This window comes from Sphingobium sp. TA15 (assembly GCF_037101235.1).
Lineage (GTDB): Bacteria > Pseudomonadota > Alphaproteobacteria > Sphingomonadales > Sphingomonadaceae > Sphingobium > Sphingobium indicum.
The window spans coordinates 35078-48102 of sequence record NZ_AP025356.1; the positions used below are offsets into that span (position 1 = coordinate 35078).

Annotated in this window: 10 protein-coding genes; 5 read left to right on the forward strand and 5 right to left on the reverse strand. The window is 67.6% G+C overall.

Translation table 11 applies throughout. The annotated features are described in order from the left end of the window. Positions 1–30: 30 nt before the first annotated feature. Both Sj15T_RS17535 and Sj15T_RS17540 read right to left on the reverse strand, forming a co-directional pair. Positions 31–3426 (reverse strand): acyl-[ACP]--phospholipid O-acyltransferase, encoded by a 3396-nt coding sequence (locus tag Sj15T_RS17535; RefSeq protein ID WP_013053635.1) that lies wholly within the window; start codon positions 3424–3426, stop codon positions 31–33. Between the two features lie 24 nt (positions 3427–3450). Further along, positions 3451–6408, reverse strand: a complete 2958-nt coding sequence (locus Sj15T_RS17540; protein WP_013053636.1) for a DUF2339 domain-containing protein — start codon at positions 6406–6408, stop codon at positions 3451–3453. A gap of 105 nt (positions 6409–6513) precedes the next feature. Between Sj15T_RS17540 and Sj15T_RS17545 the strand changes: the two genes are divergently transcribed. From Sj15T_RS17545 to Sj15T_RS17560, 4 genes are read left to right on the forward strand one after another with little or no spacing between them, the layout of a single operon-like run. Beyond that, complete coding sequence (locus Sj15T_RS17545) at positions 6514–7113, forward strand: TetR/AcrR family transcriptional regulator (protein ID WP_013053637.1); 600 nt, start codon at positions 6514–6516, stop codon at positions 7111–7113. Positions 7114–7166: 53 nt separating this feature from the next. After that, positions 7167–8315, forward strand: a complete 1149-nt coding sequence (locus Sj15T_RS17550) for a sterol desaturase family protein (protein WP_013053638.1) — start codon at positions 7167–7169, stop codon at positions 8313–8315. A 38-nt stretch (positions 8316–8353) separates the two neighbouring features. Beyond that, positions 8354–8986: a DUF1326 domain-containing protein gene (locus Sj15T_RS17555; protein WP_007684448.1), complete on the forward strand. Its 633-nt coding sequence runs from the start codon at positions 8354–8356 to the stop codon at positions 8984–8986. Between the two features lie 2 nt (positions 8987–8988). After that, positions 8989–9780 carry a DUF2182 domain-containing protein gene (locus Sj15T_RS17560; protein ID WP_013053639.1) on the forward strand — a complete coding sequence of 264 codons (792 nt, stop codon included), beginning with the start codon at positions 8989–8991 and terminating at the stop codon, positions 9778–9780. A gap of 97 nt (positions 9781–9877) precedes the next feature. Here the strand turns inward: Sj15T_RS17560 and fixJ are convergent, their stop codons facing one another. From fixJ to Sj15T_RS17575, 3 genes are read right to left on the reverse strand one after another with little or no spacing between them, the layout of a single operon-like run. Continuing rightward, positions 9878–10501 (reverse strand): response regulator FixJ, encoded by a 624-nt coding sequence (gene fixJ / locus Sj15T_RS17565; RefSeq protein WP_013053640.1) that lies wholly within the window; start codon positions 10499–10501, stop codon positions 9878–9880. 12 nt (positions 10502–10513) lie between these two features. Continuing rightward, positions 10514–11659 (reverse strand): PAS domain-containing sensor histidine kinase, encoded by a 1146-nt coding sequence (locus Sj15T_RS17570; RefSeq protein WP_013053641.1) that lies wholly within the window; start codon positions 11657–11659, stop codon positions 10514–10516. Positions 11660–11679: 20 nt separating this feature from the next. Beyond that, complete coding sequence (locus Sj15T_RS17575) at positions 11680–12495, reverse strand: universal stress protein (RefSeq protein ID WP_013053642.1); 816 nt, start codon at positions 12493–12495, stop codon at positions 11680–11682. A 114-nt stretch (positions 12496–12609) separates the two neighbouring features. Here Sj15T_RS17575 and Sj15T_RS17580 point away from each other — a divergent pair, with 114 nt between their 5' ends. Beyond that, positions 12610–12972, forward strand: coding sequence for a hypothetical protein (locus Sj15T_RS17580; RefSeq protein WP_007684441.1), 363 nt, complete (start codon positions 12610–12612; stop codon positions 12970–12972). Positions 12973–13025: the final 53 nt, after the last annotated feature.

Genomic DNA, 13025 nt, shown 5'->3' on the forward strand with positions numbered 1-13025 from the left:
CCCAAGCCTTCGGCGCAGGAAGGATCTGTCCTACCCGGCCGCCATCTGCGTCATGGACGCATAATCCGTCTTCCCGGTTCCCAGCAGCGGCAGAGCATCCAGCACCCGGATTTCCCTGGGCAAGGCCAGTTCCGCCACGCCATTGGCCTTGCCCCAGGCCTGCAACGCCGCCGCCTTCGCATCCCGCGCGGTCGTGAACAGCACCAGTTGCTCCCCCTTGCGCGCGTCGGGCCGCGTCACCACGGCATGGTCCGCATCCGGCCAGACCGCGGAGGCATAGCCCTCCACCGCCGGCAGGGAGATCATCTCGCCCCCGATCTTCGCAAAGCGCTTCGCCCGCCCCCGGATCGTCACGAAGCCCTGATCGTCGATGGTCACGATGTCGCCGGTATCGTGCCAGCCCCCTTCCGGCGGTTGCAGCACGCCCGGCGCATCGGCCTTCATATAGCCGGCCATGATGTTCGGCCCCCGGATCGAAAGCCGCCCGCCTTCCTCGATCCCCGGCACATCGTCCAGCCGCGCCTCGATCCCCGGCAGCAGCCGTCCGACCGATCCGGCGCGGAAATGCATCGGGGTGTTGACCGCGATCACCGGCCCCGCCTCCGTCGCGCCATAGCCCTCCAGGATGCGCAGCCCGAATTTCTCGGCATAGATCTTCCGGGTCTCGTCCCGCACCCGCTCCGCGCCCGCGAAGATGTAGCGCAGCGAGTAGAAGTCATAGCCATGCGCCATCCGCGCATAGCCCGACAGGAAGGTGTCGGTCCCGAACAGGATCGTCGCATTGGCGTCATAGGCGAGCGCCGGCACGATCCGGTAATGCAGCGGGCTGGGATAGAGCAGCGTCTTCACCCCGTGGAAGATCGGCAGCAAAGTGCCCCCGGTCAGGCCGAAGCTATGGAACACCGGCAGGGCGTTCAGCACCACGTCGGCCGAATTGAAGTCGATGCGCGCCGCCAATTGCCGGCAGTTGGACAGAAGGTTGCGATGCGTCAGCACCACGCCCTTGGGCAGCCCCTCCGACCCGCTGGTGAACAGGATCACCGCCGCATCGTCCGGCGAAACCTTGAGCCGCCGGTGCGCGCGCCCGGCAAAGCGGCTGGCGATCAGCCCGCGCAGCTTCGCGCCGGGGCCGATACCCGCCGCCACATCCTCCAGCCAGAGGAAGGCGATCCCCTCCGCCTCCAGCCCCGCGACGACATCGCCGAGCTTGCCCTGCTCGACAAAGGCCCGCGCCGTCACCACCGTCCGGATTTCGGCCGCCATGCAGGCCGCCTTCAGGTTCGCCAGGCCCGCCGTGAAGTTCAACATCGCCGGCACCCGCCCGCCTGCCTGGAGCGCGAAGAAGGCCACCGCCACCCCGGCGACATTGGGCAGCAGCACGCCGACCGCCTCCCCCTGCCGGGTCGAACGCGCCAGCACGCGTCCCAGCACCAGCGATCCCGTCACCAGCCGCCCATAGGTCAGCGGTTCGCGCTTCACATCCTCGACGACGGCCGATCCGCGCCCATGGACATGGCTCGCCTCCAGCAGCGCTTCGAACAATGTCCTGTCCGTGTCGGAGGTCGCGAACATCATCTGGCTCATCTCGTCATAGAGCCGCCGCCCGGCGATAGCGCGCCGCGCCCGCGCCGTCATCTCGCCCTCTATGGCGAAGCGGCGGGGCGGCAGCACGGTGAGCGTGATTCGGGGAAAGCGCCGCAGCCGGACCTTGCCCCTGAGGCGGGAAAAGGGCGTGAACTGCGCGCCGTCGATCCGCACGGGAATGATCGGCGCGTCGGCCTTGTCCGCGACCATGCCGGGGCCGTCAAACACCTTCATCAAGGCGCCGGTGACGGTGATCCGGCCTTCGGGAAAGATCACCAGCGTCCGCCCTTCGCGCACCGCCTTCACCATCGCCTTGGCGGACAGCGGATTGGTCGGGTCGACCGGAAAGGCGTCGAACAGCGGCAGGAAGGGCTTGACCCACCAGGCCCTGGCAATGCGCGTATGCACCGCGAAGGTGGGCTTGCCCGGCAGGAAGGCCGCCAGCAGCAGGCCATCCAGGAACGACACATGGTTGACCACGACGACCGCCGGTTCGCCCGCGCCGGGCATATTTTCAGCGCCGATGACCTCCACCCGGTAGCAGAGCCGCAGCATCCCGCGCACGATGGCCTTGATCACCGTCTCCGGCAGCAGCCAGCAACTGATCAGCGCCACCGCCAGCGTCGCAAAGCCCATCGCCCCGATCACGCCGGGCACGCTCTCGCCGCGCGCCAGCATCGCCGTCACCACCGCGACGACCGCCACCGTGACCGCCGCATTGACGATGTTGTTGGCCGCAATGGTGCGCGACCGCTCCTGCCGCGGGCTGTGCGTCTGGAGGATCGCATAGAGCGGCACGATGAACATGCCGCCTGAAAAGGCGATGCCGAACAGGTCGACCATGATCCGCCAGCTCCCCGGCGACCCGACGAATTCCGCTATGCCCGCGCCCGAATGCATGGGCGCATAGGAGCCGGTCGACAGCCACAGGTCGATCATGAACCCGGCCAGCGCCAGCGCGGATACCGGCACGAAGCGGGCGGACACCTGCCCGCCCAGCAGCCGGTTGACCAGCATCGACCCCAGCGCCACGCTGACCGAGAAGATCAGCAGGAAGAAGGTCGCGACCTCCTGCTTCGCCTTCAGCACCCCGCTCACCAGCGGCGCGAACTCCGCCAGCAATACCGCGCCCACGGCGAAGAACCAGCTTATCCCCAGGATCGACAGCCACACGCCGCGCCCATGCCGCGCCGCCTTCAATATATGCCAGGTGCTCCTGAAGATGTTGGGTTCGATGCGCAGCCCCGGCACCACCGTCGGCGCGGACGGCACCGCCAGGCTGGCCAGGAAGCCCAGGATCGCCAGGCCCACCGCCACCAGCCCGGCTTCCCATGGCGGGATCACCCCGGCCAGCAACTGACCGCTCAATATGGCGAGGAAGGTGCCTGCCTCGATCAGGCCGGTGCCGCCCATGATCTCGTCGGTGCGCAGATGCTGCGGCAGGATGGAAAATTTGACCGGCCCGAAGATGGTCGAATGCAGCCCCATCAGGAACAGGCAGGACAGCAGCAGCGGCACCGATTCCAGCCAGAATCCGGTGACGGCCAGGGTCATGATGACGATTTCCGCCGCCTTCACCGCCCGCACCAGCTTCGCCTTGTCCCAGGCGTCGGCCAGTTGCCCGGCCAGCGCGGAAAACAGGAAATAGGGCAGGATGAACAGGCCCGTGGCGACGGTCGCCAGCATCTCCGCCTTGTCGGGCTCGGCCCGATAGAGGCCGAAATTGGCGAGGAACAGCAGCGCGAACTTCAACAGATTGTCGTTGAACGCGCCCAGGAACTGCACCACGAACAAGGGCGCGAAACGGCGTTTACCCAGCAAAGACAGATCAGGTGCGGACATTTTCTTACCCCCGTCCTTCACGCATTATGCAGCAATAGTCGCGGAGTTGTTAATCGGCTCCCGCAACAGGCGATTATAGAGCCATCCGATGCCGATCAGGCTGAAGCCCAGGGCCAGGAAGGATGCGATCCGCAGCAGCCCGGTCAGCCCCGACGCATCCAACAGGAACACCTTGGCCACGGCGAGCAGCATCAGCAGCAGCGAAGCGATGCGCCAGTCTCTGGCGTTTTCGGCCTGCGCCTGCCTGCGGATGCCCCAGAGCAGGAAGCCGATGGCGAGCGCCAATGCGAGCACGGAACGGAGAATATCCTCCACCTGGCCCACTCCGCGCACGGTCAGCAGCGATCCGACGAAAAGCTGCCGCAGCATCGCCACGCCGAACAGCGCGATCAACGCCATGCGCACCCCATCGGCGATGCGCCGCGACCAGCCGTCCGCCACCTTCAGCGCAACAAAGGCAAGGGCCAGCACCACCGGCAGCAGATTGACGAAGGGCCAACGCCCCACCGCCTGCGGGAACCAGAGCGGATTGTGCAGCACCACCGAATAAACCAGCAAATGCCCCAATCCTGCCGCGACGAGGCATGTCCCGACCACGCGCGCCCAATTCTCCCCGGCTTTCCGCGACGGGTGGAAATGGGCCGGCGCGATCCGGGCCCCCAACGCAACGAAACCCAGGCCTATCAGCACAGCTTCCCAAAGCGTGCGCTCCGCCAGAGCAAGGCGCGTCACCTCCGCCAGGCTGCCCAAAGCGAAAAGCTGCTTGAATGCGACATGCGCCGCCACCCCGCCAAGCACCGCCGCGACACAGCCGCCGATCCGTCGCCCGACCGCATCCACGGCGGAACCGCCCCGCCACAAGGCAAGGCCCAGGGCCATCGCCGGCAAGGCGATCCGCCGCGCCACCTCGCTTGTTCCGGGCAAGTCCCGCACCAACACGGGTTCACCCACCAGCGACAGCAACACCCGGCCCAGCCAGATCCCCAGGGGCCAGGCCGCCCAAAGCACCACCAGCGCCAAGGCCACGCCCAGGGCAGGCGCCATTCGCCCGCCCGCCAGCCGCCGCGCTCCTTCCGCCAGCACCGCCAGCCCCAGCGCGGCGCCCACCGGCACCCAGGGCGTTGGCACCGCCTGCGCCACGGCCCCATAGGCGAGCAGCACCGCCACGCCCTGCGCGACCATCCGTCCCTCCGCGAAGCGCGCCCGCCAGGCGAACAGCGCCGCCATTGCCGCGCCCGCCGTCCAGCGCATCACGCCCTGCCAGCCCGGCCCATCCGCAGCCTCTCCCCACAGCCGGACGACATCGTCCGATCCGGCCAGAACCACCAGCGCGCCGAAGGCGAAGCCCCAGCCGCTCCATTCAACCCGCCGGTCCTCCGCCAGCGCCGCCAGCTTCAGCAGCCCGGCCGCAACCGCGGCAATCACCATGGCCAGAGTCCATTCCGGCAGCCCCAGCCCGCCGGCCACCACCAGCAGCAGCGCCGCGGCGCTCGCCAGCGTCACGAAGCGCGCATCCTCCCGCCGCGTGCCGCATCGCCAGCCCATCGCCATGGCCGCGCCGGGCAATCCGGCGGCAGCCAGCGCCAGCAGGGCGAATTCCCCGTCCAGCCCGACCCGCCAGCACTGCCCCAGCGCCACGGCAAAGCCGCCCAGCGCCAGCCCCGCGATCTGCCCCGCCTCGACCAATCCGCCTCGCCAGACCCGCAGCAGGGCCGCGCCGCCATAAATCGCCGCCATGCCCAGCATCACCAGGGCGAAGCGACCCATTTCCGGCTGCGGCCACACCGCCGCCAGCAGCAGCGCGACACCGGCGCCGATCGCCGCCAGCGGCCGCAAGGCCGCCTCCCGCCCCAGCCACACCAGCATAAGCGACAGCAGCCCGAACAATCCCCATTGCAGCAGGCCGAAGCCGCCGGTCGCCACCAGCGCCGCCATCTGGCCCGCCGCCACCACGGCCGCGCCCATGCGCAGCAGCGCGGCCCGCATTCCGGAAAAGGCCAGGACCGGCAACGCCATCCCCAGCATCAGCACCAGCAACCCGACCGACAGCGACGACGCCCAATCCAGCGCGCCCATGGCCAGCATGACGACGCCCCAGCCGGCCCCGCCGGCCAGCGCGCTCACCCCCAGCCACATCCAGCGCTGGGTGCGCGACAGCACGCAAAGCCCACCGACCGCCAGGGCGAGATAACAGCTCAGCAGGGGCACATTGGGCTGCCCCGCCTCGACCAGGGCGGGCGCCGCCAGGCCGCCGACCAGCCCCAGCAGCGCACTCGGCGCGCCAAAGCGCAGCGACAGCGCCATGGCCAGCCCGGTCACGCCCGCAAGCCCCGCAAAGGCGATGCCCGGCCCGACCAGCCCGTAGAGCATGTGCGCCGCCAGGACTGCGGCATAGAGCGTCGCCAGCCCCGCGCCCGCCAGCGCCTGCCGCACCCGCGCATCGCGGACCCGATCCTCCAGCCGCAACGCCGCCTCCGCCCCGCCGATCAGCGCCCCGCCGAACAGCAGCCCCAGAACCACCCGCACCAGCGGCGAGAGCAGCCCCGCATCGATCGAATATTTGACCAGCAGCACGCCCGCGACCGCCAGCGTCACGCCGCCCGCCCAGATCGGCAGGCGTCGGCCGAACAGTTCCTCGAAGCTGAAGGAGGGGCGTGCAGGGCGCGCGACTTCGATGGCGATGCCTTTCGCCTCTTCCCCGCCCGTCCCGCCTTCGCTGGATTGACGGTCAACGATGACCGCGCTCGCGGGGGGCGGAGCCGCGGCGTCCATGACGACCCGCCGCTCCACGACGCTTGCGGGCGCCGCCGGCCTCGCCCGCGCATCGTCATCCCCGTCTTCTGGGACGGGGCGGTCGGGAAGGGAGGGCGCATTTCCAACACCCCCTTCCAGCAGCGCCAACCTTTGCTCGGCCGCCTTCAACCGCCCGCGCATGTCGAACAGCATCACCCCAAAAACCAGCAGAACCAGCGTCACAAGCATGATTCGAACCCCTGCACCCAGCAATGCCCATCGGCTACCGCAAAATTGCACACTGTTCAATAAAATAATTAGACAGCGTTCAATTGATCTTCTATTCGCCTCTCCATGGGCAGACGATCCGACCATAGCCGCGAGGAGCTGGAGGCGCTCATCCTGGAGGAGGGCCACCGCCACATGGCCGAGTCCGGTTTCGCCAAATTCTCCTCGCGAGAGGTGGCCAAGCGCATCGGCTATTCGGTGGGCACGCTCTATAATGTCTTCGGCAGCTACGACCGGCTGGTCGCCGCCATCAACACGCGCACCTTCAACCTGTGGGCCGCCTTTCTGGAACGGCGCCTCGCCAGCCGGCCGCGGGACAGGATCGCCGCGCTGGTGGAGGGCTATTTCCGCTTCGCTTCGGAAAACACGAACATCTGGATGGCGATCTACGACCATCGCCTGCCGTCCGGCGTGCCCTTGCCGGAGGAATATGCCCGGCAGCGCGCCGGTCTCACCGATGTCGTCGTGCGCGAAGTCGCCGCCGTGCTGCCGCCGGAATCCCAGGATGTCGCTCCGCGCCTCGCCCGCTCGCTGGTGGCGACGGTCCATGGCCATTGCACCTTCGCGCTCAACGGCAGCTTCGCCCTTTTGGGCGAGACGGACCCCCTCGAAATGGCCACGGCGCGGGTCAAGGAAAGCTTGAGGGCGGCAGGGGCGGAGCTTTAACATAGGCGGCAGGCACGGCGGGCGGCAAGCTGGAGACAAAAGGGGGACATATCATGGCAAACTGGTTCGACAGCCTGGAACGCGACCTGCAATCGCCGCTTGCCGTGCGGCGCCTGGGCAGCGGCTGGTTCTCGGGCTTCTTCGCGCTGCTGCTCAGCACCACCGGGCTTTGTCTGGTGATGGCGCTGCGCTGGCCCGACTGGTTCGCGACGCCCGAACTGGCCGCGCTGCACGCCTGGGGCGGGCTGCGTCCTCTGGTCCATGCGCTGCTGATCGGCGGCTATGCCCTGGCGTTGCTCAGCCTGCTTTTGCGCACACGCAAAGCCATCGGCGCCACCGCGCTCATCGTCGCGCTGCTCGCCACCCTGTTGGGCGGAGCGGAAGTCCAACCGCGTGAGACCCATGACTGGGGCGTGTTCTTCGGCGTCGATTTCTTCGCCGTCAACATGGTCGCCACCGGCCTGATGTTCGCGCCGATCGAGCGCCTGTTCCCCCACAGGGCGCAGCAACGGCTGTTCCGACAGGAATGGCGGGAAGACCTGTTCTATTATCTGATCAGTTCGATGATGGTGCAGCTCATCACCTTCCTCGCGCTGGCGCCGTCCAGCTTCATCAACGCCAACACCGCCGGCCTGGCGGGCGTCCGCGCCATGATCGCCGGCCAGCCCTGGCCGCTCCAGTTCCTGGAAGTGGTGCTGCTGACCGACTTCGTCCAATATTGGTTCCACCGCGCCTTCCACCGCGTCCCCTTCCTCTGGGGCTTCCATGCCGTGCACCATTCGGCCCGGTCGATGGACTGGCTCGCGGGCGCGCGCATGCATTTCTTCGAGATCATCGCCCTGCGCGGCGTGACGTCCCTGCCGCTGCTCACCTTCGGCTTCTCGCCATCGGTGATGCAGGCCTATATCGGCTTCGTCTATATCTACTCCTCGCTGCTCCACGCCAATCTGCGCGGCGATTTCAACCGCCTCGGCCGCATTGTCGCGACGCCGCGCTTCCACCACTGGCATCATGCGATAGAGGAGGTCGCGGTCGACAAGAATTTCGCGATCCACTTCCCTTTTCTCGACCGCCTGTTCGGCACACATCATCTGCCCGACGGCGCATGGCCGACCGGCTATGGCGTGCCCGAACAGGTGCCCCAGGGCTATCGCGCGCAATTTCTCTACCCCTTCCGCCGAAAGCGCGACGCAGCCTTGTGAATCTGCTATGGTCTTCCGGCTGTCAGGGGAGTCGGACCATGGTCTACTGGATGCTCAAGGGCCGCGAATTCGCCAATTGCAACTGCGAATATGGCTGCAACTGCCAGTTCGGCGGCCTGCCCGACAAGGGGCATTGCCAGGCCGCCTTCGGCTTCGCCATCGATGAGGGGCGTCACGGCGACACCGACCTGTCGGGCCTCAACATCGCAGCCGTCTTCCGCTGGCCCGGCCCGATCCACGAAGGGCAGGGGGAATGCGCCGCCTTCGTCGACGAACGGGCGACGGAAGCGCAGCGCAACGCCCTGCTGACGATCATGACCGGCGGCGACACCGCCCCGATGGCGACGGTCTTCGCCGTCTTCGCCTCCACCATCACCACCATGCACGAACCCAGTTTCGTCCCCGTCGACTTCGAGGTCGACGTGGAAGGACGCAAGGGCCGCCTGCGCATAGCGGGGCATCTGGAAATGGACGGCGAACCCATCCGCAGCCCGGTGGACGGATCGGAAATCCGCGCCCGGATCGACCTGCCCGACGGCTTCGAATATGAAGTGGCGGAGATCGGCTCCGGCACCAGCCGCTCGATCGCGCCGATGCGGCTCGACCATGCGGCGAGCTATGGCCAGTTCGCCTATCTCCACCTCGACAGCCACGGCGTCGTCAGGGGCTGACGATGCCGATATGGAGCGTGGTGCTTGCCCGGCACCGCTTGATTTCGCTTGTCGCGCTCGCGGTGCTGATCCTGCTGGCCTGGGGCTGGCTGCTTTCAGGCGCGGGCATGGGGATGGCCCTCACCGCCTCCTTGTTTCCGGCCGGCCTGGCGGAAGACCCGATGGCGGCGATGATGATGCCCGGCGACATGCCATGGGCGATGGCGCGGTTCGTCATGACCTTCGCCATGTGGTGGGTGATGATGGTCGCGATGATGCTTCCCTCCGCGGCGCCGATGGTCCTGCTCTACGCCCGCGCCGCGCCCGCCTCCACGCGCCCGGCGACGGAGAGCTTCACCCTGGGCTATCTGCTGGTCTGGGGTTTCTTTTCGCTCATCGCCACCCTGGCGCAATGGCGCCTGGCCGCAATGGCGATGCTGTCCCCCATGGCGATGGCGACGTCCAGCCGCCCGCTGGCCGCCGCCCTGCTGATCGCGGCGGGGACCTATCAGATCAGCCCGTGGAAGGATGCCTGCCTGCGCCAATGCCGCAATCCCGCGCAGTTCCTCAGCCGCCATTATCGGCCGGGCTGGACCGGCGCGCTGCGCATGGGCGCGCTCCATGGCGCCTGGTGCGTCGGCTGTTGCTGGATGCTGATGGCGCTGCTGTTCGTGGGCGGGATCATGAACCTCGCCTGGATCGCGTTGCTGACGCTGCTGGTGGGTCTGGAAAAACTGCTGCCATGGGGCCGCGTCGTCTCCGTGGCGACGGGTATAGGCTGCATCCTGTCGGCGTGGGCGATATTGATGGGGTGACGGTTTTTGGCCGCCAGGGGTAGTTCCGCGCCTTCCGCTCTCATTGAAGCGCAGCGTGCGCCTCATGGCCAGGTCTGGCCACGCCATCCGCCAGCCCCTAGGCCTTGTCCTTCTCCACGCCCGCGTGGAAGGCGATCCTGAGCGCTTCGGCCAGGCTTTTCACCTCCAGCTTCTGCATCAGGTTGGCGCGGTGGATTTCGACCGTGCGCGGGCTGATCGCCAGGTCGTAGGCGATGGTCTTGTTCGGCAACCCTTCGACCAGCCCGTCCAGCACCTCGCGCTCCCGCTCGGTCAGGATGTTGAGCCGCGCCCGCGCATCCTCCGCCCGCGCATTCGCGCCGCGGTCCGCCACCGCCATCCGCCGCGCCGCCTCGACGCAGCCCAGCAGCGCCGCCTTTTCGAACGGCTTTTCGATGAAGTCGCTGGCCCCCGCCTTCATCGCCGTCACCGCCATGTCGATGTCGCCATGGCCGGTCATGATCACCACCGGCAGCATGATGCCTCGATCCCGCAGCTCCCGCTGCACCGCCAGCCCGTCCATGTCGGGCATCCGCACGTCCAGCAGCACGCAGCCCGGCTCCAGACCGGCGGCCTCTTTCAAAAAGGGCAAACCGCCCTCAAACAGCTTCACCGCGAAACCGCTGGTCTTCAGCATGAAGGACAGCGACCGCCGGATCGCCTCGTCATCGTCCACGACATAGATGGGAAATGGCTCGCTCATCGGGCTTTCATCCTAATCCACCGCGTCCAAAGTGAAGTGAAAGGCCGTGCCGCCCCATTGCGACGGTCCGGCCCAGATGCGCCCGCCATGCCCCTCCACGATGGTCTGGCTGATCGACAGGCCGACGCCCATGCCGGACGCCTTGGTGGTGGTGAAGGGGGTGAAGAGCGTGCGCGACATATCCGGCGCCAGCCCCGGCCCGCTGTCCGCGACGATCACCTCCACCCGGCCATTTTCCCCCGGAACGGCAGACAGGCGCAGGATGCGCGCCGGGCTGTCCGCCATCGCCTCCACGGCGTTCCTGGTCAGGTTGATGATGACCTGCTGCAACTGCACCCGGTTGACCAGCACCTTGTCGACGCGGGGGTCGACGCTGATGTCCATGTCCAACCCCCGGCTGTCCACGCCGATGAAGGCCAGCGCCGCCCCCTCCGCCAGCAATCCGCGCAGCGGTTCGGGCTGGCGCATCGTCTCGCCGCGCTTGATGAACTCGCGCAGCGACCGGATGATCTCGCCTGCGCGCAAGGCCTGGTTCGCGCTTTCCGCCATCGCCTCGCGCAGCAGTTCGCGGTCCACCGGCTCCCCGGCGTCCAGCATGTCGCGTCCCGCCTCCAGATAGTTGGCGATGGCGGTCAGCGGCTGGTTCAGTTCATGCGCCAGCGCCGACGCCAGCGTCCCCATCGCCGTCACCCGCGACGCATGGGCCAGTTCGGCCTGAAGGTCGGCCACCCGCCGCTCGGCCTGCTGGCTTTCGGTGAGGTCACGGATGAAGCCGGTGAACAGCCGCCGCCCTTCATCCTGCACCTCCCCCACCGACAGTTCGATGGGGAATGTCGACCCGTCCCGCCGCCGCGCGCTGGTCAGGCGGCCGATGCCGATGATCCGCTTTTCCCCGGTCGTCAGATAATGGTGGATATAGCCGTCATGCTTCTCCCGATCAGGAGACGGCATCAGCATGGAGATATTCTCGCCCAGCACGTCGCTTTCGGCATATTGGAACATGCGCTGCGCGGCCGCGCTGAACGACACGATCGTGCCGCGCATGTCGATGACGATCAGCGCGTCCGGGACGGTCGCCAGGATGGAGCCGAGCAACGCCTGTTCCAGGCTGTGCTCGCGCTGCGTCAGGCCATCGGTTTCATCGTCCGCTACCGCCATGCCGACACCATGCCGTGGCTTCAATGCGCCAGCAAGAGCGGAACATGCGCCTCGCGCAGCATGGCGCGGGTGACGCCGCCGAATATCATTTCGCGCAACCGGCTATGGCCAAAGGCGCCCATCGCCATCCAGTCCGGCTTCAGCACGCCGATGGCGGCCTTCAGCGACGCATCGATGGTGCGCCCGTCCTGCGGCCATGTGTGCAACTGGCACTTGATGCCATGGCGGGCCAGATATTCCGGCGCGTCGGTGGCGGGGAAGGGATATTTGCCCGCTTCCTCGACCGTCACGACATGCACCTCCTCCGCCAGCTTCAGCAGCGGCACGGACAGGCGCAGCGCGGCGGATGCTTCCTGCGAACCCTCCCAGGCCACCAGCGCGCGGCCCGTGACCGGAAAGGACTTCGCTTCCTGCGGCACGGCGATCACCGGAACCCGCCCGGCCAGCGCCAGGTCGGCGGCCAGGTGCAGCGGATCTGCGAATTCCCGGCGCGGCCCGGACGGCAGGGTGACGATCATGCCGTCGGTCAGCGCCGCCGCGGACAGCAGGCCATGGACGACATCGCCTTCCACATGGCGCCAGTCCCAGCTCACATCCTCGCGGCGCAGCCGATCCTCCACGCGCATCCGGGCCTTTTCATCGATGTCGTAAAGTTCCGCCATCATCGCCGGGGCCATGGACGCGCCCCCGTACATGTCGGCCGCCACGAAATCCGGCATGGCCGTCACCTGCACGCAATGGATGTGCGCGCCCGATGCGCGGGCAAGATCGCAGGCGGCCTGCAAGCGGCTTTCCGCGCCACGATCTTCATGAATGTGCAACAGGACCGATTTCATCGTCTGTCTCCCGGCAAGCGTCTCTTTCCCTTTTGGCTAGGACTCCCCCGGCGCGGTCGCCATCAGGAATAATCCTTATATCCCTTTTCGGCGCGGAATCCGATTGCATGGAATATGAGTTGGACGACCATACGCCTCGAACTTGCCCGGACGCCCGCCTTTCCCAACGGATCGGCGGCGCGAAGCTATGTGCTGCGCCTGCCGCTGGGCAGCGGCGGCCTGATCGACGAAAGGGAATATCGCATCCATCCCGAACTGGCGACGGCGCGCCGTTTCTGGCCGAACGAGCCGGACCGGCACGGCACGTTGCTGCACACCGGGAATGGTTGGGCCTTGTCCTATGAGCAGGGCGAGGCGGATGACGAGAAGATCTACCGGCTGGACGCCCACGCCATCCAGCCCGGCGCCTATCTGACGCTGACCGACCCGGACGGGGAATGCCTGCCCTTCGTGGTGAAGGGGATGAGTCCGGCCTGATCGCGGCGGCCGCACTTCGCCCCGCAGTCGCTGCCGCGAGCCTGGCCGGGAGT

Excerpts from the sequence above, each read along its gene's own strand:
- Sj15T_RS17535 (WP_013053635.1), bottom strand. The coding sequence starts at position 3,426 with ATGTCCGCACCTGATCTGTCTTTGCTGGGTAAACGCCGTTTCGCGCCC.
- Sj15T_RS17540 (WP_013053636.1), bottom strand. The coding sequence starts at position 6,408 with ATGCTTGTGACGCTGGTTCTGCTGGTTTTTGGGGTGATGCTGTTCGAC.
- Sj15T_RS17545 (WP_013053637.1), top strand. The coding sequence starts at position 6,514 with ATGGGCAGACGATCCGACCATAGCCGCGAGGAGCTGGAGGCGCTCATC.
- Sj15T_RS17550 (WP_013053638.1), top strand. The coding sequence starts at position 7,167 with ATGGCAAACTGGTTCGACAGCCTGGAACGCGACCTGCAATCGCCGCTT.
- Sj15T_RS17555 (WP_007684448.1), top strand. The coding sequence starts at position 8,354 with ATGGTCTACTGGATGCTCAAGGGCCGCGAATTCGCCAATTGCAACTGC.
- Sj15T_RS17560 (WP_013053639.1), top strand. The coding sequence starts at position 8,989 with ATGCCGATATGGAGCGTGGTGCTTGCCCGGCACCGCTTGATTTCGCTT.
- fixJ (WP_013053640.1), bottom strand. The coding sequence starts at position 10,501 with ATGAGCGAGCCATTTCCCATCTATGTCGTGGACGATGACGAGGCGATC.
- Sj15T_RS17570 (WP_013053641.1), bottom strand. The coding sequence starts at position 11,659 with ATGGCGGTAGCGGACGATGAAACCGATGGCCTGACGCAGCGCGAGCAC.
- Sj15T_RS17575 (WP_013053642.1), bottom strand. The coding sequence starts at position 12,495 with ATGAAATCGGTCCTGTTGCACATTCATGAAGATCGTGGCGCGGAAAGC.
- Sj15T_RS17580 (WP_007684441.1), top strand. The coding sequence starts at position 12,610 with ATGAGTTGGACGACCATACGCCTCGAACTTGCCCGGACGCCCGCCTTT.